General features: G+C 71.4%; 21 protein-coding genes. 12 read left to right on the forward strand and 9 right to left on the reverse strand.

Annotated elements, in window-relative coordinates; translation table 11 throughout:
- Positions 1-151: 151 nt before the first annotated feature.
- From acs to ABZ854_RS04385, 5 genes are all read left to right on the forward strand, one after another.
- The gene (acs, locus tag ABZ854_RS04365; protein ID WP_361204008.1) at positions 152-2,107 is read left to right on the forward strand and encodes an acetate--CoA ligase; all 1,956 of its coding nucleotides are present in this window, start codon (positions 152-154) and stop codon (positions 2,105-2,107) included.
- A gap of 203 nt (positions 2,108-2,310) precedes the next feature.
- The gene (nhaA, locus tag ABZ854_RS04370) at positions 2,311-3,747 is read left to right on the forward strand and encodes a Na+/H+ antiporter NhaA (protein ID WP_361204011.1); all 1,437 of its coding nucleotides are present in this window, start codon (positions 2,311-2,313) and stop codon (positions 3,745-3,747) included.
- Positions 3,748-3,824: 77 nt separating this feature from the next.
- Positions 3,825-4,313, forward strand: coding sequence for a phage holin family protein (locus ABZ854_RS04375; RefSeq protein ID WP_361204014.1), 489 nt, complete (start codon positions 3,825-3,827; stop codon positions 4,311-4,313).
- Positions 4,310-5,245 carry an alpha/beta hydrolase gene (locus ABZ854_RS04380; protein ID WP_361204017.1) on the forward strand — a complete coding sequence of 312 codons (936 nt, stop codon included), beginning with the start codon at positions 4,310-4,312 and terminating at the stop codon, positions 5,243-5,245. The genes ABZ854_RS04375 and ABZ854_RS04380 overlap by 4 nt, the downstream gene beginning before the upstream one ends.
- A 166-nt stretch (positions 5,246-5,411) precedes the next feature.
- Positions 5,412-5,591, forward strand: a complete 180-nt coding sequence (locus ABZ854_RS04385) for a hypothetical protein (RefSeq protein ID WP_129307738.1) — start codon at positions 5,412-5,414, stop codon at positions 5,589-5,591.
- A 61-nt stretch (positions 5,592-5,652) separates the two neighbouring features.
- Here the strand turns inward: ABZ854_RS04385 and ABZ854_RS04390 are convergent, their stop codons facing one another.
- From ABZ854_RS04390 to nth, 3 genes are all read right to left on the reverse strand, one after another.
- A complete protein-coding gene (locus tag ABZ854_RS04390; protein ID WP_361204021.1) occupies positions 5,653-6,852 on the reverse strand; it encodes a MarP family serine protease in 1,200 nt (399 codons plus the stop codon).
- Between the two features lie 98 nt (positions 6,853-6,950).
- Positions 6,951-7,736 (reverse strand): CoA pyrophosphatase, encoded by a 786-nt coding sequence (locus tag ABZ854_RS04395; RefSeq protein ID WP_361204335.1) that lies wholly within the window; start codon positions 7,734-7,736, stop codon positions 6,951-6,953.
- Between the two features lie 265 nt (positions 7,737-8,001).
- Entirely contained in the window at positions 8,002-8,796 is a 795-nt protein-coding gene (gene nth / locus ABZ854_RS04400; protein WP_361204338.1) for an endonuclease III, read from the reverse strand.
- Positions 8,797-9,140: 344 nt separating this feature from the next.
- Between nth and ABZ854_RS04405 the strand changes: the two genes are divergently transcribed.
- Positions 9,141-9,815, forward strand: coding sequence for a Crp/Fnr family transcriptional regulator (locus ABZ854_RS04405; RefSeq protein ID WP_361204024.1), 675 nt, complete (start codon positions 9,141-9,143; stop codon positions 9,813-9,815).
- Between the two features lie 77 nt (positions 9,816-9,892).
- Positions 9,893-10,699: a nucleotidyltransferase domain-containing protein gene (locus ABZ854_RS04410; protein WP_361204027.1), complete on the forward strand. Its 807-nt coding sequence runs from the start codon at positions 9,893-9,895 to the stop codon at positions 10,697-10,699.
- 102 nt (positions 10,700-10,801) lie between these two features.
- Here ABZ854_RS04410 and ABZ854_RS04415 read toward each other — a convergent pair whose 3' ends face one another.
- The 4 genes from ABZ854_RS04415 to ABZ854_RS04430 all read right to left on the reverse strand — a co-directional run bounded on the left by ABZ854_RS04415 (position 10,802) and on the right by ABZ854_RS04430 (position 13,502).
- Positions 10,802-11,632 carry an MBL fold metallo-hydrolase gene (locus tag ABZ854_RS04415; protein WP_361204030.1) on the reverse strand — a complete coding sequence of 277 codons (831 nt, stop codon included), beginning with the start codon at positions 11,630-11,632 and terminating at the stop codon, positions 10,802-10,804.
- Positions 11,629-12,555, reverse strand: a complete 927-nt coding sequence (locus ABZ854_RS04420; RefSeq protein ID WP_361204033.1) for an NUDIX hydrolase — start codon at positions 12,553-12,555, stop codon at positions 11,629-11,631. Before ABZ854_RS04420 ends, ABZ854_RS04415 begins: the two co-directional genes overlap by 4 nt.
- Positions 12,556-12,879: 324 nt before the next feature.
- Entirely contained in the window at positions 12,880-13,344 is a 465-nt protein-coding gene (locus tag ABZ854_RS04425) for a RidA family protein (protein WP_361204036.1), read from the reverse strand.
- Positions 13,341-13,502, reverse strand: a complete 162-nt coding sequence (locus ABZ854_RS04430; protein ID WP_129307744.1) for a DUF4177 domain-containing protein — start codon at positions 13,500-13,502, stop codon at positions 13,341-13,343. The genes ABZ854_RS04425 and ABZ854_RS04430 overlap by 4 nt, the downstream gene beginning before the upstream one ends.
- Positions 13,503-13,664: 162 nt before the next feature.
- Between ABZ854_RS04430 and ABZ854_RS04435 the strand changes: the two genes are divergently transcribed.
- Both ABZ854_RS04435 and ABZ854_RS04440 read left to right on the forward strand, forming a co-directional pair.
- On the forward strand, positions 13,665-14,642 hold the full coding sequence (locus tag ABZ854_RS04435) for an ArsA-related P-loop ATPase (protein WP_361204040.1): 978 nt from the start codon (positions 13,665-13,667) through the stop codon (positions 14,640-14,642).
- Positions 14,639-16,105, forward strand: coding sequence for an ArsA-related P-loop ATPase (locus tag ABZ854_RS04440; RefSeq protein ID WP_361204043.1), 1,467 nt, complete (start codon positions 14,639-14,641; stop codon positions 16,103-16,105). Before ABZ854_RS04435 ends, ABZ854_RS04440 begins: the two co-directional genes overlap by 4 nt.
- A 65-nt stretch (positions 16,106-16,170) precedes the next feature.
- On the opposite strand, the gene wblA is transcribed toward ABZ854_RS04440, so the two are convergent.
- Positions 16,171-16,509, reverse strand: coding sequence for a transcriptional regulator WblA (gene wblA / locus ABZ854_RS04445; RefSeq protein ID WP_361204341.1), 339 nt, complete (start codon positions 16,507-16,509; stop codon positions 16,171-16,173).
- Positions 16,510-17,017: 508 nt separating this feature from the next.
- Here wblA and ABZ854_RS04450 point away from each other — a divergent pair.
- The gene (locus ABZ854_RS04450) at positions 17,018-19,324 is read left to right on the forward strand and encodes a transglycosylase domain-containing protein (protein ID WP_361204046.1); all 2,307 of its coding nucleotides are present in this window, start codon (positions 17,018-17,020) and stop codon (positions 19,322-19,324) included.
- A 138-nt stretch (positions 19,325-19,462) separates the two neighbouring features.
- Here the strand turns inward: ABZ854_RS04450 and ABZ854_RS04455 are convergent, their stop codons facing one another.
- Positions 19,463-19,930, reverse strand: coding sequence for a GatB/YqeY domain-containing protein (locus ABZ854_RS04455; protein ID WP_129307747.1), 468 nt, complete (start codon positions 19,928-19,930; stop codon positions 19,463-19,465).
- 116 nt (positions 19,931-20,046) lie between these two features.
- Here ABZ854_RS04455 and ABZ854_RS04460 point away from each other — a divergent pair, with 116 nt between their 5' ends.
- A complete protein-coding gene (locus tag ABZ854_RS04460; protein WP_361204050.1) occupies positions 20,047-20,979 on the forward strand; it encodes a metallophosphoesterase in 933 nt (310 codons plus the stop codon).
- A 107-nt stretch (positions 20,980-21,086) separates the two neighbouring features.
- Positions 21,087-21,878, forward strand: coding sequence for a Pr6Pr family membrane protein (locus tag ABZ854_RS04465; protein ID WP_361204053.1), 792 nt, complete (start codon positions 21,087-21,089; stop codon positions 21,876-21,878).
- The last annotated feature ends 2 nt before the right edge of the window (positions 21,879-21,880 follow it).

Consider the following 21,880-nt stretch of genomic DNA (forward strand, 5'->3'; position numbering starts at 1 on the left):
CGGCCAGGGCGTCTCCCCCGGCTGAGCAGGCGCCGCTCCGGTTCACCCTACAGGTCTAAACCAATTTTGCCGTCGGCCCTTGTCATCGGGCCCCCCGGTCTGATGAGCTGTGGCCTGGGACACAACGGACACCCTTGGAAAGGGAGATGTCGTGAGCAACGAGAGCCTGGCCAACCTGCTGAAGGAAGAACGCAGGTTCGCGCCCCCCGCCGACCTGGCCGCGCACGCCAACGTCACCGCGGAGGCGTACGAACAGGCCAAGGCTGACAGGCTCGGCTTCTGGGCCGAGCAGGCCCGCCGGCTGACCTGGGCCAAGGAGCCGACCGAGACGCTGGACTGGTCCAACCCGCCGTTCGCCAAGTGGTTCAAGGACGGCGCGCTGAACGTGGCGTACAACTGCGTGGACCGGCACGTCGAGGCCGGGCACGGCGACCGCGTGGCGATCCACTTCGAGGGTGAGCCGGGCGACAGCCGCGCGATCACCTACGCCGAGCTGAAGGACGAGGTCTCCAAGGCGGCCAACGCCCTGCTGGAGCTGGGTGTCCGCAAGGGCGACCGGGTCGCCATCTACATGCCGATGATCCCCGAGACCGCGATCGCGATGCTGGCGTCGGCCCGGATCGGCGCCGCGCACTCGGTCGTCTTCGGCGGCTTCTCCTCGGACGCGCTCGCGACCCGCATCCAGGACGCGGACGCCAAGGTGGTCATCACCGCCGACGGCGGCTACCGGCGTGGCAAGCCCTCCGCGCTGAAGCCGGCCGTCGACGAGGCGGTCGCCAAGGCCGGCAACGTCGAGCATGTGCTGGTGGTGCGCCGGACCGGCCAGGAGGTGGCCTGGAACGGCGAGCACGACCAGTGGTGGCACGAGTTGGTGGGGCGCCAGTCCGCCGAGCACACGCCGGAGGCGTTCGACGCGGAGCACCCGCTGTTCATCCTCTACACCTCCGGTACGACGGGGAAGCCGAAGGGCATCCTGCACACCTCGGGCGGCTATCTGACCCAGTGCGCGTACACCCACTGGGCGGTGTTCGATCTCAAGCCGGAGACGGACGTCTACTGGTGCACGGCCGACGTCGGCTGGGTCACCGGGCACTCGTACATCGTCTACGGCCCGCTGGCCAACGGCGCGACGCAGGTCATGTACGAGGGCACGCCGGACACCCCGCACCAGGGCCGCTTCTGGGAGATCATCCAGAAGTACAAGGTCACGATCCTCTACACCGCCCCGACGGCGATCCGGACGTTCATGAAGTGGGGCGACGACATCCCCGCGAAGTTCGACCTGTCCTCGCTGCGGGTGCTGGGGTCGGTGGGCGAGCCGATCAACCCCGAGGCGTGGATCTGGTACCGCAAGCACATCGGCGCCGACAGGACGCCGGTCGTGGACACCTGGTGGCAGACCGAGACCGGCGCCATGATGATCTCGCCGCTGCCCGGTGTCACGGACGCCAAGCCCGGCTCGGCGCAGCGTCCGCTGCCCGGCATCAGCGCGACCGTCGTCGACGACGAGGCGAACGAGGTGCCCAACGGCGGCGGTGGTTACCTGGTGCTGACCGAGCCGTGGCCGTCGATGCTGCGCACCATCTGGGGCGACGACCAGCGGTTCCTCGACACCTACTGGTCGCGGTTCGAGGGCAGGTACTTCGCGGGTGACGGCGCGAAGAAGGACGACGACGGCGACATCTGGCTGCTCGGCCGGGTCGACGACGTGATGCTCGTGTCCGGGCACAACATCTCCACCACCGAGGTGGAGTCGGCGCTCGTCTCGCACCCCTCGGTCGCCGAGGCGGCCGTCGTCGGGGCCAACGACGAGACCACCGGCCAGGCGATCGTCGCCTTCGTCATCCTGCGCGGCACGGCCTCCGAGGACGACTCGCTGATCGGTGCGCTGCGCGACCACGTCGGTGCCACGCTCGGGCCGATCGCCAAGCCGAAGCGGATCCTCCCGGTGGCCGAGCTGCCCAAGACCCGCTCCGGGAAGATCATGCGCCGGCTGCTGCGCGACGTGGCCGAGAACCGCCAGCTCGGCGACGTCACCACGCTGACCGACTCCACGGTCATGGATCTCATCCAGGCCAAGCTCCCGGCCGCGTCGAGCGAGGACTGAGCGGAAGCACGAGGGGCACCCGGCCGAGCGAGGCGCGGGTGCCCTTCTGCGTCGTCCGCCCGCGGTGCCTATCGTGAGGATCCCCGGTACCGGCCCCCCAGCACATTAGGTAAACTAAACAAAGCGTCGAGAACAGCAGTATGGGTGCGCCGGGAAGTCTGGTCGGCATGTGAGCCGTCCTGCCCACCCACCGGAGGTCTCCCGTGACCGCGCCCCGCCTGTCCCCCCGCAAGGCCCTCGGCCGTCTGTCCCTGCCCGAGCGGACCTTCGTCGCGGACGCGCTGCGCACCGAGACCGTCGGCGGTGTCCTCCTCCTGGTCGCCGCCGTCGCCGCCCTCGTCTGGGCGAACATCCCGGCTCTGCACCACGGCTACGAGACGGTCAGCGACTTCCACTTCGGACCCGGCGCCCTCGGCCTGCACCTGTCCGTCGCGCACTGGGCGGCCGACGGACTCCTCGCGGTCTTCTTCTTCGTCGCCGGCATCGAACTCAAGCGGGAACTCGTCGCCGGTGACCTGCGCGATCCCAAGGCCGCCGCGCTGCCCGTGGTGGCCGCGCTGTGCGGGATGGCCGTCCCCGCGCTCGTCTACACCGTCACCGGCCTCGCCGGCCACGGATCGCTGCAGGGCTGGGCGGTGCCCACCGCCACCGACATCGCCTTCGCGCTCGCCGTCCTCGCGGTCATCGGCACCTCGCTGCCCAGCGCCCTGCGGGCCTTTCTGCTCACCCTCGCCGTCGTCGACGATCTGTTCGCGATCCTCATCATCGCGATCTTCTTCACCGATCGGATCGACTTCGCCGCACTCGGCGGGGCGGCGGCCGGCCTGGTGGTGTTCTGGCTGCTGCTGCGCAAGGGAGTACGCGGCTGGTACGTGTACGTGCCGCTGGCCCTGGTCATCTGGGCGCTGATGTACAACAGCGGCGTGCACGCCACCATCGCCGGCGTGGCGATGGGCCTGATGCTCCGCTGCACCACCCGCGAGGGTGAACAGCACTCCCCCGGCGAGCGCATCGAGCACCTGGTGCGCCCCCTGTCCGCCGGACTAGCGGTGCCGCTGTTCGCCCTGTTCAGCGCGGGTGTGTCGGTGTCCGGCGGGGCGCTCGGCGACGTGTTCACCAAGCCGGAGACGCTGGGGGTCGTCCTGGGGCTGGTCGTCGGCAAGACGCTCGGCATCTTCGGCGGCACCTGGCTGACCGTGCGCTTCACCCGCGCCTCGCTCGGCGAGGGGCTCGCCTGGGCCGACGTGTTCGCGGTGGCGTCCCTCGCCGGGATCGGGTTCACCGTCTCCCTGCTCATCGGCGAACTGGCCTTCGCCGGCGACGCCGTACTGACGGACGAGGTGAAGGCCGCCGTCCTCAGCGGGTCGCTGATCGCGGCGGTGTGCGCGACGGCGCTGCTGAAGGTCCGCAACGCCAAGTACCGCCGGATGTGCGAGGAGGAGGACCGCGACGAGGACCTCGACGGCATCCCGGACGTGTACGAGCAGGACGACCCGGCGTACCACCTGCGCATGGCCGAAATTCACGAGCGCAAGGCCGCCGAGCACCGCCGGATCGCCGCCGAGCGGGCGGAAGAGGCGCGCCACAAGCTTGCCGAAGTACCGGGCGGGGCAGGCGAGGAGGGCGGCCGTCCGGCATGATCTGACGGGACGGTACAAAATCAAGAGCCCCGACAGCCCCGTAGACACGGCTTGAAAGACCTCAGAGGGAGACCGCGATGAGCGCACCCGACGGCAGCCCGGTCGGCGCCGAACGCAGCATCGGCCAGCTGTTCGCCTCGGCGACGACCGAAATGTCGGCGCTGGTGCACGACGAGATCGCCCTGGCCAAGGCCCAGCTGAAGCAGGACGTCAAGCGCGGCGCGGTGAGCGGCGGCGCGTTCTCGGTGGCCGGCGCCGTACTGGTGTTCTCCCTGCCGATGCTCAACTTCGCGCTGGCGTACGGCATCCGAACCTGGAGCCACTGGAACCTGGCGGTCTGCTTCCTTTTGTCCTTCGCGGCGAACGTGCTGGTCGCCGGCGGGCTCGGCCTGATCGGCATGGTGTTCGCGAAGAAGGCCAAGAAGAGCAAGGGCCCGCAGAAGGTCGCCGCGTCGATGAAGGAGACCGCGGGCGTCCTGCAGAACGCCAAGCCGCACCCGCGCCCCGAGCTGCCCGAGGACCGCACGCCCGCGGCGATCGAGGCTGTGGCACGCTCGTCCTCATGACCGAGCCCGCCGCGCCCGCGGCCGTACGGATCGACGTTCCCGGCGGACGAAAAGTGAGCCACCGGGACGTCGCGGCCAACGGTGCCCGCTTCCACATCGCCGAACTCGGCGACGGCCCGCTGGTGCTGCTCCTGCACGGCTTCCCGCAGTTCTGGTGGACGTGGCGGCACCAGCTGGTCGCGCTCGCCGACGCCGGGTTCCGGGCGGTCGCCATGGACCTGCGAGGCGTCGGCGGCAGCGACCGCACCCCGCGCGGCTACGACCCGGCCAACCTCGCCCTGGACGTCACCGGCGTGATCCGCTCCCTCGGCGAGCCGGACGCCGCGCTCGTCGGGCACGACCTGGGCGGCTATCTGGCGTGGACGGCGGCCGCGATGCGCCCCAAGCTGGTACGGCGGCTCGCCGTGGCCTCGATGCCGCACCCGCGGCGCTGGCGCGCGGCGATGCTCCGGGACGCCCGGCAGACCGCCGCCAACTCCTACATCTGGGGCTTCCAGCGGCCCTGGATCCCCGAGCGGCAGCTCACCGCCGACGACGGCACGCTGGTGGGCCGGCTGATCCGGGACTGGTCCGGGCCGCGCCCGCCGGAGGACGCGGCGGTGGAGGCGTACCGGCGGGCGATGTGCATCCCGTCCACCGCGCACTGTGCGATCGAGCCGTACCGCTGGCTGGTGCGCTCGCTCGCGCGGCCGGACGGCATCCAGTTCAACCGCCGGATGAAGCGGCCCGTCCGGGTGCCCACCCTGCATCTGCACGGCTCGCTGGACCCGGTGACGCGGACGCGCAGCGCGGCGGGTTCGGGCGAGTACGTCGAAGCGCCGTACCGGTGGCGGCTGTTCGACGGACTGGGGCACTTCCCGCACGAGGAGGACCCGACGGCCTTCTCCGGCGAGCTGATCAACTGGCTGAAGGACCCCGAACCCGACCGCTGAGACCGGTCGGCGAGCCGCCCCGCGCCACCCATAGTGACGGTGCCGGAGCCTGCCGTAGGCGTCCGCTGGAACACCTGTCCCTCGAACGGCCACATGCCTGCCGCATAGGCCAATTGGGGGGCGCGGAAGCGGTTATCGACCTTGGGGCGGGGGCAGACGTCGGGGTATGGGCTGGACGCACGACTACAGTGACGCACCCCGCAACCGTCGCTCGGCCGCCGGGCTGAGCACCCCTCAGCGCGGCACGCCGCAACTGGCGGAAGCGGACCTCCGCGTGGGGATTCCGCGCATCCTGCGCCGCCGGGCACGCTGGGTCTCCATGCGCCTGCGTCACCCGCGCGGCTGAACCGCCGTCCGCGCCGGACCACCCGCGCGAGGCGACGTACGAGCCCCGCACCACCGCCCGCTCACAGGGCGCAGCTGTCGGTGCCCACCTGCTCGTTCGCCGTACGGCCGCGGGTGATGTCGGGTCGGATCTCGTCCGCCGTCAGGGCGTAACCGGTGTCGGCGTCGTCGAGGGACTTGGCGAACACCACGCCGTAGACGCGCCCTTCGGGGGTCAGCAGCGGTCCGCCGGAGTTGCCCTGACGCACGGTCGTGTAGAGGGAGTAGACGTCTCGGCGGACGGTTCCGCGGTGGTAGATGTCGGGGCCGTTGGCGGTGATGCGCCCGCGCACGCGTGCGGCGCGGACGTCGTACGACCCGTTCTCCGGGAAACCGGCGACGATGGCGCCGTCGCCGCTGGCCGCGTCCTGGCCGGAGAACCGCAGGGCGGTCGCTCTCAGGTCCGGAACGTCGAGGACGGCGATGTCGCGCTTCCAGTCGTACAGGACGACCTTCGCGTCGTATCTGCGGCCGACCCCGCCGATCTGCACGGTGGGCGCGTCGACGCCCCCGACGACGTGCGCGTTGGTCATGACCCTGCGGTCGGCGAAGACGAAGCCGGTGCCTTCGAGGACCTTGCCGCAGCTCTGGGCGGTGCCGGTGACCTTGACGATGGACCGCTGGGCGCGGGCGGCCACCGGGCTCGCGGCGAGCGCCGGGTCGGGCGGGCGGACGTCGGTGATGGGCTCGTCGGAGAACGGGCTGAAGACCTGCGGGAAGCCGTTCTGCGCGAGCACGGACGAGAAGTCGGCGAACCAGGTGTCGGCCTGGGCGGGCAGCGCGCGGGAGACGCCGAGGAGCACCTTGGAGCCGCGGACCTCCTTGCCGAGCGTGGGCAGGGTCGTCCCGGCGAGGGCGGAACCGATCAGCCAGGCGACCAGCAGCATGGCGACGACGTTGACGAGGGCGCCGCCGGTGGCGTCGAGGGCGCGGGCCGGGGTCCAGGTGATGTAGCGGCGCAGCTTGTTGCCGAGGTGGGTGGTCAGGGCCTGCCCGATGGACGCGCAGACGATGACGATGATCACGGCGACCACGGCGGCGGTGGTACCGACCTGCGCGTTGTCGGTCACGGCGTCCCAGATGACGGGCAGCGTGTACACGGCGACGAGTCCGCCGCCGAGGAACCCGATCACCGAGAGGATGCCGACGACGAAGCCCTGGCGGTAGCCGACGACTGCGAACCACACGGCCGCGACCAGCAACAGGATGTCCAGCGCGTTCACTGTTTCGGGCCTCGCCTCATCGCTTCGCGGTCACTCCGGTCGGCCGCGGGCCGGGAGGTTTCGTCGGCCCGGGCGGCCACAGCACGGCAGACACCCTGTCATGACCGCCGGTCGAGCGGGACCAGCTTCCCCCTGTCCCAGGGCCGCTCCCAGCCCGCGAAGTGCAGCAGGCGGTCGATGACGCCGGCGGTGAAGCCCCAGACGAGCGTCGATTCGACCAGGAATGCCGGACCTCGGTAGCCGCTCGGGTGGATGGCTGTGGCGCGGTTGGCGGGGTCCGTGAGATCCGCCACGGGGACGGTGAAGACCCGCGCCGTCTCGTTCGGGTCGACGACGCCGACCGGGATGGGCTCGCGCCACCAGCCGAGCACGGGTGTGACGACGAATCCGCTGACCGGGATGTACAGCCGGGGCAGCACACCGAACAGCTGTACGCCGGCGGGGTCGAGCCCGGTCTCCTCCTCGGCCTCGCGCAGCGCGGCCCGCAGCGGGCCGTCGGCCTGCGGATCGCCGTCCTCGGGGTCGAGGGCACCACCGGGGAAGGAGGGCTGCCCGGCATGGGACCGCAACGACCCGGCCCGCTCCATGAGCAGCAGCTCGGGCCCGCGGCTGCGCTCCTCCGGGCGTCGGCCGCCAGCCGGGCGTGCGCCGCCCTCGGGCGCCCGTATGCCGCCGACACGTGTGTGCCCGCCGGTGCCGGCGACTCCACCGGCTTCTTCCCCGCGTCCTCGGCCGACCGGGTCCGTGCCGCCGTGCGCACGTCCATCGCCGCCGGGGCCTCCGCCCGCCTCACCCGCCGCACGCCCGTCGCCTACCGGGCTCGCGTCGCTTTCGCCTGCACTCCGACCGCCACGGCCCGCGCCGCCTTCGCCGAACAGCACCAGTACGGCCGACTGCCGGCCCGAGCCGTTGGCCGGGGGGAGGAAGCTGCTGAGCTGGAGCGGCTCGACCGTCTCCGCGGCGTGCACCACCGGGTCCAGCCAGCCCGGCAGGCCCTCCTTGCTCAGCGTCACGGGACCGTCCTGCGTCTTGCTCGTGTGCCTCATGCCCACCCCCGTCCTGCCGTGTCCAACGCCCGGGGGTGCCGAGATCGTTCCGCGTCCGGGCCGGATTCACCCGGCAGAGCGGAACCGGGCCCCGCTTGACCCGTCATGCGGACCCCAGCGGCGGCGCCGGCCTGCCGCCCGCGTCCAGGTAGGCCTGCGGGGGCTTCAGCCGCTGCCCCGGGAAGCCGCCCTTCTCGTACTTCAGGAGCTTCGCCGCCTTGTCCGGGTCGGTCTCGCCCTCGCCGTACGCCGGGCACAGCGGAGCGATGGGGCAGGCGCCGCAGGCCGGTTTGCGGGCGTGGCAGATCCGGCGGCCGTGCCAGATCACGTGGTGGGACAGGTCCGTCCAGTCGCTCTTGGGGAACAGCGCGCCGACGGCCGCCTCGATCTTGTCGGGGTCGGTCTCCTCGGTCCACTGCCAGCGCCGCACCAGCCGCTGGAAGTGCGTGTCCACGGTGATCCCGGGCCGCCCGAACGCGTTGCCGAGGACGACGAAGGCCGTCTTGCGGCCGACGCCGGGCAGCTTGACCAGGTCCTCAAGACGGCCCGGCACCTCGCCGCCGAAGTCCTCGGTGAGCGCCTTGGACAGCCCTATGACCGACCTGGTCTTGGCCCGGAAGAAGCCGCAGGGGCGCAGGATCTCCTCGACCTCCTCGGGGTTGGCCGCGGCCAACTCCTCGGGGGTGGGGTACTTGGCGAACAGCGCCGGGGTGGTCTGGTTGACGCGCAGGTCGGTCGTCTGCGCGGACAGCACCGTGGCGACCAGGAGCTGGAAGGGGTCGTCGAAGTCCAGCTCCGGGTGGGCGTACGGATACACCTCGGCGAGCTCGCGGTTGACACGGCGGGCCCTGCGGACCAGGGCGGTACGGGACTCGCCTGCCGGGGACTTCACGGCGATCTTCTTTACGGGCGCCTTCTTATCCGTTTTGACGGTTTTCCTACTTCCGCCCGGGCCCTGTTCGCCCACAGCGGAATCACGACGTACAACCACCCGCCCAGCCCCCTTGGCCTGTGCTCTCACCGGCGATTTGGACACCCGGCCAGCCTAAAGCCCGGCACCGACATCCGCCCCGGACCCGGAAGATCAGCCCCCGATTGGACCCCTGCCGCTTACCTTGGGACACCTGTGCGGCATCCTTGTGACAGATCACACTGTTTGGACCGTCCGGCAAAATGGGGAACACGGTCCCCTGGCACGTGGGGGAGCAAGATCCCCTGAGCAGGTCGACAAGGAGAGAACTCGTGGACGACGTTCTGCGGCGCAACCCGCTCTTCGCGGCTCTTGACGACGAGCAGGCCGCGGACCTTCGCGCCTCGATGAGCGAGGTGACCCTCGCGCGCGGCGACTCGCTGTTCCACGAGGGCGACCCCGGTGACCGGCTGTACGTCGTGACCGAAGGCAAGGTCAAGCTGCACCGCACCTCGCCCGACGGCCGCGAGAACATGCTCGCCGTGGTCGGCCCCAGCGAGCTGATCGGCGAGCTCTCCCTGTTCGACCCGGGCCCGCGCACGGCGACCGCGACCGCGCTGACCGAGGTCAAGCTGCTCGCCCTCGGCCACGGCGACCTCCAGCCCTGGCTGAACGTGCGGCCCGAGGTGGCCGGCGCCCTGCTGCGCGCCGTCGCACGCCGGCTGCGCAAGACCAACGACGCCATGTCCGACCTGGTCTTCTCCGACGTCCCGGGCCGTGTCGCCCGCGCCCTGCTGGACCTGTCCCGCCGCTTCGGCGTGCAGTCCGAGGAGGGCATCCACGTCGTCCACGACCTCACGCAGGAGGAGCTGGCCCAGCTGGTCGGCGCCTCGCGCGAGACGGTCAACAAGGCGCTGGCCGACTTCGCCCAGCGGGGGTGGCTGCGCCTGGAGGCGCGGGCGGTCATCCTGCTGGACGTGGAGCGCCTGGCCAAGCGGTCCCGCTGACCCCGGGCCCGGGCCCGGACCCGGCCGGCCGGTCCCTCGGGACGCCCGGCTCACGGTCACCCGGCTCAGGCCTTCCCGTGCCGCACGGGCTCGACGCCGACGGGTGGTTCGTGCGGGAAGGCTCCCTCGCACGCGTGCAGGACGGTTTCCGGCCGGTCGTCGACGCCGCGCGCGACCGCCTGCCGAGCGCCTTCGGGGCGCGGATGCACAGTGCGTACCTCTACGGCTCGATCCCGCGCGGCACCGCGCGCGTGGGGCGCAGTGATCTGGACCTGCTGGTCGCACTCCGGGAGGAGCCCGGTGCCGGCGACCGGAAGGCCGTACGCGATCTCGGTGCGGCCCTCGACGCGCAGTTCCCGCAGATCGACGGGGTCGGCGTCCTGCTGGCGAGCCGCGACCGGCTGCTGAGCGAGCGGGAGACGTACGACCTCGGATGGTTCGTGGCCTGCCTGTGCACGCCCCTCCTCGGGGAGGACCTCGCCGAGCGCCTGCCCCGCTACCGGCCCGACTCCCCGCTGGCCCGCGAGACCAACGGCGACCTCGCCCTCGTGCTGCCCCGCTGGCGCGACCGCATCGCGGGTGCGGCCGGCACCGAGGAGGCCCGCAGGCCACTGGTCCGCTTCATGTCCCGGCACTTGGTGCGCACCGGCTTCACGCTCGTCATGCCCCGCTGGCAGGGCTGGACCAGTGATCTGCGGGAGATGGCGGAGGTGTTCGGCGCGTACTACCCGGAGCGGGCGGACCGGATGCGCGCGGCCGCCGAGTACGGCCGTGAGCCGGTCGGCGACCCGGACGTCCTGCGGTCCTACGTCGACGACCTCGGGCCGTGGCTGGCGCGGGAGTACGCGCGCGTGCACGGCGTGAAGGCACCCGGGCCCGCGTAGACGCTACGCCGAGGTGCAGTACCCGTACTGATGCCGTCGCTCGGCCTCGGCTCCGTCGTGGCTGGTCGCGCAGTGCCCCGCGCCCCTTCGGGGCGCAAGGAACTAGATCAGGCCGTGCTCGCTCAGATAGTCCAGCTGTGCGCGTACCGACAGTTCCGCGGCCGGCCACAGGGAGCGGTCGACGTCGGCGTACACGTGGGCGACGACGTCCTGAGGGCTGCGGTGGCCGTCCTCCACGGCCGTCTCCACCTGGGCGAGGCGGTGGGCGCGGTGGGCGAGGTAGAACTCGATGGCGCCCTGGGCGTCCTCCAGGACCGGACCGTGTCCCGGCAGCACGGTGTGGACGCCGTCGTCGACGGTCAGGGAGCGCAGCCGCCGCAGGGAGTCCAGGTAGTCGCCCAGGCGGCCGTCGGGGTGCGCCACGAGCGTCGTACCGCGGCCGAGGACCGTGTCGCCGGTCAGCACCGCGCGGTCGGCCGGGAGGTGGAAGCTCAGGGAGTCCGCGGTGTGCCCAGGGGTCGGTACGACCCTCAGCTCCAGGCCGCCGACCCGGATCACGTCCCCCGCCGCCAGGCCCTCGTCGCCGAGGCGCAGCGCCGGGTCGAGGGCACGCACGCGTGTACCGGTCAGTTCGGCGAAGCGGGCGGCGCCCTCGGCGTGGTCGGGGTGGCCGTGGGTGAGCAGGGTGAGGGCGATCCGCTTGCCGGAGCGCTCGGCCGAGTCGACGACGTTCTTCAGGTGTCCCTCGTCCAGCGGGCCGGGATCGATGACCACGGCCAGGTCGGAACCGGGTTCGGAGACGATCCAGGTGTTGGTGCCGTCCAGGGTCATGGCGGAGGCGTTGGGCGCGAGGACGTTGACGGCGCGTTCGGTGGCGGGGCCGGAGAGGACCCCGCCCCGCGGCTGCCCGGGCAGGTCGGCGGCGGCGGTCATGCGGGGTCTCCACCGGTGCTGGGGGTGCCCGGAGTGGCCGGGGACGCGGCGGGCGATGCGGTGCCCGGAGCTGTCGGGATGTGCTTGGTGAACTCGCCGTGGCCCGGCCAGGACAGCACGATCTCGCCGTCCACCAGGCGGGCGCCGGCGATCACCGGCGTCATGTCGCGCGCGGGGGCGGCGGCCAGCGCCTCGGCGCCGGTGGCGTAGGGCAGGAGCTGGCGCAGGGTGGCGATGGTGGGCGGCATCATCAGCAGATCGCCCTTGTCGTACCCGGCGGCGGCCTCCTCGGGCCGGATCCACACCGTGCGGTCGGCCTCCGTGGAGGCGTTGCGGGTGCGCTGGCCCTCGGGGAGGGCGGCCACGAAGAACCAGGTGTCGTAGCGGCGGGCCTCGAACTCCGGGGTGATCCACCGGGTCCAGGCGCCCAGCAGGTCGGAGCGGAGCACCAGCCCGCGGCGGTCCAGGAACTCCGCGAAGGACAGCTCGCGCGCGACCAGGGCGGCTCGGTCGGCCTCCCAGTCGTCGCCGGTGGTGTCGCCGACGACCGAGGCCGCGTCCGGCCCGGCGAGCAGGACGCCCGCCTCCTCGTACGTCTCCCGGACGGCCGCGCAGACGATCGCCTGGGCGCCGGCCTCGTCGACACCGAGCCGCTCGGCCCACCACGCGCGCGTGGGACCCGCCCAGCGGACGGTGTGGTCGTCGTCGCGCGGATCGACCCCGCCGCCGGGGTACGCGTACGCGCCCCCCGCGAAGGCCATGGAGGCGCGTCTGCGCAGCATGTGGACGACCGGGCCGGCGTCAGTGTCCTTCAGGAGCAGCACGGTGGCCGCGCGCCTCGGGGACACCGGAGTGAGGGTGCCGTCCGCGAGCGCGCGGATACGGTCCGGCCACTCGGGTGGGTACCACTGCCCATTCGCCATGGCCGGAGGCTATCCCGTGTAGGGCGAATGTTCGAGAGCTGCCCGAGGTCAACGGGGCGACGGCCGCCCTGCGGCGCCTCGCCGGCCCGGCTCGACCGCAGCGCCCCAGGCCGGCCCCAGGCCGGCCCCGGTCCAGCCCCCGGCCGACCCCGACCATGTCGTACGGCACCGGGTCGCCGCGCCGGGGTCGTACGACACAAAACGCGACCCGCGCGGGCGCAGCGCGCGCCGACAGGCCCACCCCGCCGAACCGCCGGCGGGATCCGGCACCAGCGACGATCCGCGCGTCGGCGGCCGTCCCCCGCCGGCGCCCCGTCCGCCCGACTACGGCGCCAGTTCCACCTGGATCTCGACCTCCACCGGGGAGTCCAGCGGCAGCACCGCCACGCCGACCGCGCTGCGCGCGTGGACGCCCTTGTCGCCGAGGACCTCGCCGAGGAGTTCGCTGGCGCCGTTGATGACACCGGACTGTCCGCTGAAGTCGGTCGCCGAGGCGACGAAGCCGACGACCTTCACCACGCGCGCGACGCGGTCCAGGTCACCGGCGACGGACTTGACGGCGGCCAGGGCGTTCAGCGCGCAGGTGCGGGCCAGGTCCTTCGCCTCTTCCGGCGTGACCTCGGCGCCCACCTTGCCGGTGACCGGCAGCTTGCCCTCGACCATCGGCAGCTGCCCGGAGGTGTAGACGTACACCCCGGAGCGCACGGCGGGCTGGTACGCGGCCAGCGGCGGTACGACCTCGGGCAGGGTCAGACCCAGTTCGGCCAGCTTGGCCTCGACCGCGCTCATGCCTGCTTCTCCCGCTTCAGGTAGGCGACCAGCTGCTCGGGGTTGTTGGGCCCGGGCACGACCTGGACGAGCTCCCAGCCGTCCTCGCCCCAGGTGTCCAGAATCTGCTTCGTGGCGTGGACGAGCAGCGGCACCGTCGCGTATTCCCATTTGCTCATGTGGCCGACTGTATCCGCTGTCGGTGGCCGTCCCGTGGCCGACTTCCGCCGCCCCCGCCCACGCGACGGAACCCCTGTCGGCCGGGCATGTGACCGACCCCGCCCCCTGTTTGTCCACAGCCTGCCACGTGACTGTCGGCCGGACTGGTTAGGCTCGATGACGTGAGCAGGCTCCAGGTCGTCAGCGGCAAGGGCGGGACCGGAAAGACGACGGTCGCCGCCGCCCTCGCGCTGGCCCTCGCGACCGAGGGGAAGCGGACGCTTCTCGTCGAGGTAGAGGGCCGGCAGGGCATCGCACAGCTATTCGAGACCGAGGCGCTGCCCTATGAGGAGCGGAAGATCGCGGTCGCTCCCGGGGGCGGTGAGGTGTACGCCCTCGCCATCGATCCCGAACTGGCCCTTCTGGACTACCTCCAGATGTTCTACAAGCTCGGCGGCGCGGGCAGAGCCCTGAAGAAGCTCGGCGCGATCGACTTCGCCACCACGGTCGCGCCGGGCCTGCGGGACGTCCTGCTGACCGGCAAGGCGTGCGAGGCGGTGCGCCGCAAGGACCGCGCGGGCCGGTTCGCGTACGACTACGTGGTGATGGACGCCCCGCCGACCGGCCGCATCACCCGCTTCCTGAACGTCAACGACGAGGTGGCGGGCCTCGCGAAGATCGGCCCGATACACAATCAGGCGCAGGCCGTGATGCGGGTGCTGAAGTCCGAGGAGACGGCGGTCCACCTGGTGACGCTGCTGGAGGAGATGCCCGTCCAGGAGACCGCCGACGGCATCGCGGAGCTCCGCGCGGCGCGGCTTCCGGTGGGCCGTGTCGTGGTCAACATGGTCCGGCCGGACGTGTTGGACGCGGCCGATCTGGAACTCGTACGGACCGCGACTCGTTCTTCGGTGGCACAGGCACTGTCCGCCGCCGGCCTGGGCGGGGCGCGGCGGGGCGGGCACGCCGAGCGGCTGGTGGACCCGCTGCTGGAGCAGGCCGCGGAGTACGGCGCGCGGTTCGCGCTGGAGCAGGAGCAGCGTGCGGTCCTCGGCGAGCTGGACCTGCCGCTGCACGAACTGCCGCTGCTCGTCGATGGCATCGACCTGGCGGGGCTGTTCGAGCTCGCCACCGAGTTGCGGAAGCAGGGGTTGTCATGAGTCCGGACCCGGCCGAGGCACAGGGGCAGCCGGCACAGGGGCAGCCCGAGGACCAGAACCGGACCGGCAGCGAGAACCGGGCCGACGGCGGGGCGCCGGCGGACGGCCGGGAGCAGGCGGACGGCCAGGAGCAGGCCGACGGGCAAGAGCAGGCCGACGGCCGGGAGCAGACGCGGCACCCCCTCTCCCCCGCGCGCGTGCTCGACGTCGATCCGCTGCTGGACGATCTGGAGACCCGGATCGTCGTGTGCTGCGGCTCGGGCGGCGTCGGCAAGACGACGACGGCGGCGGCGCTGGGCCTGCGCGCGGCCGAGCGCGGCCGGAAGGTGGTCGTCCTCACCATCGACCCGGCCCGCAGGCTCGCCCAGTCGATGGGCATCGACTCGCTCGACAACGTGCCGCGCCGGGTGAAGGGCACCGAGAGCGACGGCGAACTGCACGCCATGATGCTCGACATGAAGCGCACGTTCGACGAGGTCGTCGAGGCGCACGCGGACCCCGAGCGGGCGGCCGCGATCCTGGCCAACCCCTTCTACCAGTCGCTCTCCGCGGGCTTCGCCGGCACGCAGGAGTACATGGCGATGGAGAAGCTGGGCCAGCTGCGGGCCCGGGACGAGTGGGACCTGATCGTGGTGGACACCCCGCCGTCCCGCTCGGCGCTGGACTTCCTGGACGCGCCCAAGCGGCTCGGCTCGTTCCTGGACGGCCGGCTGATCCGCCTGCTGACCGCTCCGGCCAAGCTCGGCGGCCGCGCGGGCATGGCCTTCCTCAACGTCGGCATGTCGATGATGACCGGCACGCTGGGCAAGCTGCTCGGCGGTCAGCTGCTGAAGGACGTCCAGACGTTCGTGGCCGCGATGGACACCACGTTCGGCGGGTTCCGTACGCGCGCGGACGCCACGTACAAGCTGCTTCAGGCGCCCGGCACGGCGTTCCTGGTGGTGGCGGCCCCGGAGCGGGACGCGCTGCGCGAGGCCGCGTACTTCGTGGAGCGGCTGGCCGCGGAGGACATGCCCCTGGTGGGGCTGGTGCTCAACCGCGTCCACGGCAGCGGCGCCGAGCGACTCTCGGCCGAGCGGGCACTGGCCGCCGCGGTAGTCCTCGCCGCGGAAGACGCAGACGCGGAAGACGCGGAAGACGCGGAAAATCTTGAGGACCCCCGCATTGTGGATCAGGGGGACGGGAAAGCTGGACTTCGTAACTCCCCTGACCCGTCCGGCACTTCACCCGAACCCGACACCACGGAGCGCTCCGTGGAACAGCTCACCGCGGGCCTGCTGAGGCTGCACGCCGAGCGCATGCACCTGCTCGCCCGCGAGCAGCGCACGCGGGACCGCTTCACCGCCCGCCACCCCGAGGTGGCGGTGGTCGAAGTTCCCGCGCTGCCCGGCGACGTCCACGACCTGGCCGGCCTGCGGGACATCGGGGCACGCCTGGCGACCGGGGGCGCGCAGGGGTCGTAGCCGCAAGCAGGGGCCGTAGCCGGAAGGCGTCCTCTCCTCAGCCCTCGACTCTCAGCCCTCGGCCCTCAGCCGACCGCCGCGTAGTTCTCGTACACCTCGTCGCTGTCGAGGGGGACGATGCCCATGCCGCGCTCGTACTCGGAGCGGGCGGTTTCCAGCAGTCTGCGCCACGAGGTCACGGTCGGCCGCCTGCGCAGCAGTGCGCGGCGCTCCCGCTCCGTCATGCCTCCCCACACGCCGAACTCGACGCGGTTGTCCAGCGCATCGGCCAGGCATTCGGTACGTACCGGGCATCCGGTGCACACCGCCTTGGCCCTGTTCTGCGCTGCTCCTTGAACGAACAGTTCATCCGGATCAGTAGTGCGGCAGGCGGCCTGCGCACTCCAGTCGGTTACCCAGCCCATACCGGCGCCGTCCTCTCCCGAATCGAGGCTCCCCCACGGCGGCAGCGGCATATTCACCGCCGCCAGTTGAGGACGTTACGGAAGGTGGGGGCAGCGCAACACCCCCTTCGGGCCCAATCTTGAATGGCCCGAACGGACTATGGGTTAGCGGCAGATCACCCGCGGGAGTGAGCTGGCGACATACGCGATCATCCCGGCAAACCGGGACAGCTGTGCTACGTCACACCGGACGCCAGGTGACACACAAGGCGGATTCGGGCACTCCCCTGTGTGAAAGTCGGGGTACTTCCGGAACGATTCGGGGTCGCCGGACGTATTGATACGTGGCCGCACTGCTGTGACAGTTGATAGCAGCTTAGGCCAAGGCCTGCGCGCGTGTCCGGCGAATGAGAACGTAGGCGTCTCCTTTGCCGTGCCGTGACATGCCGCGCATGAGGCACCCGTCCGGCGTGCCGCGCCGTACGGCGGCTCCATCGGAACCCCGACAGGGACGGATTAGGCTGCCCCCATGGCAAAGAAGCGCTCGGGCGGTGGTCTGTCGCCAACGCAGCAGGCCGCGAAGTTCCTCGGTGTCAGTGTGCTCGCGGGAGCCGTGATGGCGGGCATCGCGCTGCCCGCGGCCGGCGCGCTGGGCCTAGCGGCCAAGGGCTCGGTCAAGGGCTTCGACGAGATCCCGGCCAACCTCAAGAGCCCGCAGCTCAGCCAGCGCACGACGATCCTGGACAGCAAGGGCGACCAGCTCGCGACCGTCTACTCCCGTGACCGCACGGTGGTGGACCTCAAGAACATCTCGCCGTACATGCAGAAGGCGATCGTCGCGATCGAGGACTCGCGCTTCTACCAGCACGGCGCGATCGACCTCAAGGGCGTCCTGCGCGCCCTGAACAAGAACGCGCAGAGCGGCGGGGTCGCCCAGGGCGCCTCCACGCTCACCCAGCAGCTGGTGAAGAACTACTTCGTCGAGGAGGCGGGCGACGACCCGACGAAGGTCGCCCAGGCCACCCAGCAGACCCTCGGCCGCAAGATCCGCGAACTGAAGTACGCGATCCAGATCGAGGAGAAGCTCGGCAAGAAGAAGATCCTGGAGAACTACCTCAACATCACCTTCTTCGGCGAGCAGGCCTACGGCGTCGAGGCGGCCTCCGAGCGCTACTTCTCCAAGCCGGCCAAGGACCTGAACCTGCAGGAGTCGGCGCTGCTGGCCGGCATCGTGCAGTCCCCGAGCCGCTACGACCCGGTCAACGACGAGGCCGAGGCCACCAAGCGGCGCAACATCGTGCTGGAGCGGATGGCCGAGGTCGGCGACATCTCGCAGCAGGAGGCCGACCAGGCCAAGAAGGCGCCGCTCGGGCTGCACGTCAGCCAGCCGAAGAACGGCTGCATCACCGCCACCAAGGGCTCCGCGTTCTTCTGCCAGTACGTGGAGCACGTGTTCCTCACCGACCCGGTCTTCGGCAAGACCCGCGAGGAGCGCGCCAAGCTCTGGAACCGCGGCGGTCTGACGATCCGTACGACGCTCGACCCGCAGTCCCAGGAGTCGGTGGAGCGGTCCCTGAAGGACCATGTCAACAAGTCGGACAAGGTCGCCGCCGCGTCCACGCTGGTCGAGCCGGGCACCGGCAGGATCCTGGCGATGGGCCAGTCGAAGCCACTCGGCTACAGCAAGAACGAGACCGAGTACAACTACTCGGTCAACCACTCCATGGGCGGGTCGAACTACGGCTTCCCGACCGGTTCGACGTTCAAGCCGTTCGTGGCCGCCGCCGCCATCGAGGGCGGCAAGCCGGCGACCCAGAAGTACTCCTCGCCGAACAAGATGACGTACCCGAGCCCGGTCCAGACCTGCTCCGGCAAGCCGTGGGTCAACCAGAACAACGAGTCCGTGGAGAACGAGAGCGCGTCCGAAAAGGGCCCGTACGGCATGAACGAGGCGATGGCCAAGTCGGTCAACACCTACTTCGTGCAGCTGATCTCCGACATAGGGCTCTGCCCGGTCGTGAAGATGACCGACAACCTGCACGTGGTCCAGGGCAGCGGCGCCAAGCTGCCCGAGGTGCCCTCCATCGCGCTGGGCTCGAAGGGCCTCACCCCGCTGACCATGGCCAGCGCCTACGCCGCGTTCGCCTCCCGCGGCATGTACTGCACGCCGGTCGCGATCGAGTCGATCACCCGCCAGGTGGGTGACGAGCAGAAGTCGATCCCGGTGCCGAAGTCGACCTGCTCGCGCGCGATGAGCGAGAAGACCGCCGACACCGTCAACACCCTGCTGCGCGGCGTGATCGACTCCGGTACCGGCCAGAAGGCGGGCCTGAGCGACCGCGAGAGCGCGGGCAAGACGGGTACGACGGACGGTCGCCGGAACGCCTGGTTCGTCGGCTACACGCCCAACCTGGCGGGCGCGGTCTGGGTGGGCAGCGCCACGCAGAAGGTCAGCATGACCAACATCACCATCGGCGGGGTCTACCACGACGTGGTCTTCGGCGCCGATGTCCCCGGCCCGATCTGGCGGGACGCCATGAACGGCGCGCTGCAGGGCAAGGACGCGCCGGACTTCAACCTGGTGAACATCCCGGACGACAAGGGTGACAAGGGCGGCGACAAGGGCAAGGGCCGGCACCGCGGCCACGACGACGGGAACAACGGCGACACCATCGGCGGCCTCATCGGCGGCCTGATGGGCGGCGCGAACGGCGGCACCACCGGCGGCACGACGGGTGGCCCCGTCCCCGACCCCACGTTCACCCTCCCGGGCAACTTCATCCAGGGCCAGGGGGACGGCGGGACCAAGGGGAACGGCAACGGGGGCCGGCGCTGAGGCACTGACCGTTCCACACGCATACGGCGGCGGGGCCGCACCCGGGAGAAGGGTGCGGCCCCGCCGCCGTATCAGCGCTCCAGGCCCAGTCAGACCTTGTTCTCAGAGCGGTCAGCCCTGACATCCCTTTCGGACCGGTCAGCCCTGGATCAGCTTCTTCACCGCGGCGGCGACGCGGCCGCCCTCCGCCTGGCCGGCCACCTTCGGGTTGACGATCTTCATCACGGCGCCCATCGCCCGCGGCCCCTCGGCCCCGGCGGCCTTCGCCTCCTCGACGGCCTGGGCGACGATCGCGTTCAGCTCGTCGTCGGACAGCTGCTTGGGCAGGTACGCGGCGAGGACCTCGCCCTCCGCCTTCTCCCGCTCGGCCGACTCCGCACGACCACCCTGCGCGAAGGCGTCCGCCGCCTCGCGGCGCTTCTTGGCCTCCTTGGTGATCACCTTGAGGACCTCGTCGTCGGAGAGCTCGCGCTTCTCCTTGCCCGCGACCTCCTCCTTGGTGATCGCGGCGAGCGTCAGCCGCAGCGTCGAGGAGCGCAGCTCGTCGCGCTCCTTGATGGCAGCGTTGAGGTCGGCCTGCAGCTTCGACTTGAGCGTGGTGGTCATGGCTCGATTGTCGCAGGTGTGCCGGCCCGAACGCCCGCTGATTAACGGCCCGGTGCCCCGCGCGGGCCGACGGACGCCCGTCCGGGAACGCCAGCCCGGTCTGACACGATGGAGATATGCGCGCGCGATACGGAGTACCCCTGGGAATCGTGGCGGCCGGCGCCGCCGGAATCGTCTACTCGGCTGCGTTCGAGGTCCGCTCCTTCCGTCTGCGACGGGTGACGGTCCCGGTACTGCCCCCCGGCATGGGCCCGCTGCGCGTGCTGCAGGTCTCCGACATCCACATGGTCGGCGGCCAGCGCAAGAAGCAGCGCTGGCTGCGCTCGCTGGCCGGGCTGCGCCCCGACTTCGTGATCAACACGGGCGACAACCTGTCGGACCCCGAGGGCGTACCGGAGGTGCTCGACGCCCTGGGCCCGCTCATGGAGTTCCCGGGGGCGTACGTCTTCGGCTCCAACGACTACTACGGCCCGAAGCTCCGCAACCCCGCCCGCTACCTGCTGGAGAAGACGAGCGGAAAACACGGCCTGAACGGCAACGCCCCGGCGGTCGGCGCGATCCACAACCCCTGGGAGGACCTGCGGGACGGCTTCGACGCGGCCGGCTGGCAGAACCTGACGAACACGAGGGGCGTGCTGAAGACCGAGGGTGTGTCGATCGAGCTGACGGGCCTGGACGACCCTCACATCAAGCGGGACCGCTACGAGCGGGTCGCGGGCGGCCCGTCCGGCACGTACGACTTCTCGATGGCCGTCGTCCACGCGCCCTACCTGCGCGTCCTGGACTCCTTCACGGCGGACGGCTACCCCCTGATCCTGGCCGGCCACACCCATGGCGGCCAGCTCTGCGTCCCCTTCTACGGCGCCCTGGTCACCAACTGCGACCTGGACACGGACCGGGTGAAGGGCCTCTCCACGCACACAGCGGCGGACCACACGTCCTACCTGCACGTCTCGGCGGGCTGCGGCACGAACCGCTACACCCCGGTACGGTTCGCGTGCCCGCCGGAGGCGACGCTGCTGACGCTGGTGGGGCGCGAGGAGAGGTAGTCAGCAGCGGCCTGGCTTCGGGGTGGAAAGAGCCGAAGGGGACCGGGCCCACCCACCCGGCTTACCCCAAATGGCCCGATTCCTCCCCTCTGCCTAGCGTGAGGGGCATGACCGCCCCGATACCCAGGGACATCCCGGACCTGCCCGCGGTCCCGGGCTCGCCCGTGCTGCTGCCCTCGTACGTCCCCGCCACGGCCGTGGTGGCCCCGGTCCGCCGCCCCCTGGCGGGGATGTTCCGTCTCCTGACCGCCGCGCTGGCGGCAGCCGCCGTAGTCCTGGAACTGCTCCTGGGGTCGCCGGCGCGCACGCTGAGCTACTTCAGCGTCCAGACGAACATCCTGATCGCGGTGACGATGCTCCTGTCGGCGGCGAGGGCGTGGCGGGCGCGCCGCCCTCTGCCGGCGTCCGTCACAGGAGCCACACTGCTCTACGCCCTCATCACGGCCCTCACCTACCACCTGCTGCTGGCGCAGACGACGCCCCCGTTCTCCATGACGGCCGCGACGACGCCGCCGGAACGCTGGCACGCCCAGTGGGCCGTTCTCCAGGTCCTGCATACGGCGGTCCCCGCGGCGGTCCTCGTCGACTGGCTCTTCCTCACCCCGGCGGCCCGCCTCCACGTCCGCCAGGCAGCGAGCTGGCTCCTGTACCCCCTGGCCTACCTGGCCTTCACCCTCGCCCGCCCCGAGTTCCTCACCGAGGCCAACCCGGCCCGCTACCTCTACCCCTTCCTCGACGTCCAGGCCGACGGCTACCGCCACACCCTCGCGAACGCCCTCCTCCTCGGCCTCGCCTGCTACGGCCTGGCCATCCTCCTGATCGCCCTGGACCACGCCCGCCCGAACCCGGCCCGCCGCCCCACCAAAACCGGATTTCGTCTCCGGCCACCGGTGGGCTAAAG

It is taken from the genome of Streptomyces sp. NPDC047028 (assembly GCF_040644095.1).
Lineage (GTDB): Bacteria > Actinomycetota > Actinomycetes > Streptomycetales > Streptomycetaceae > Streptomyces.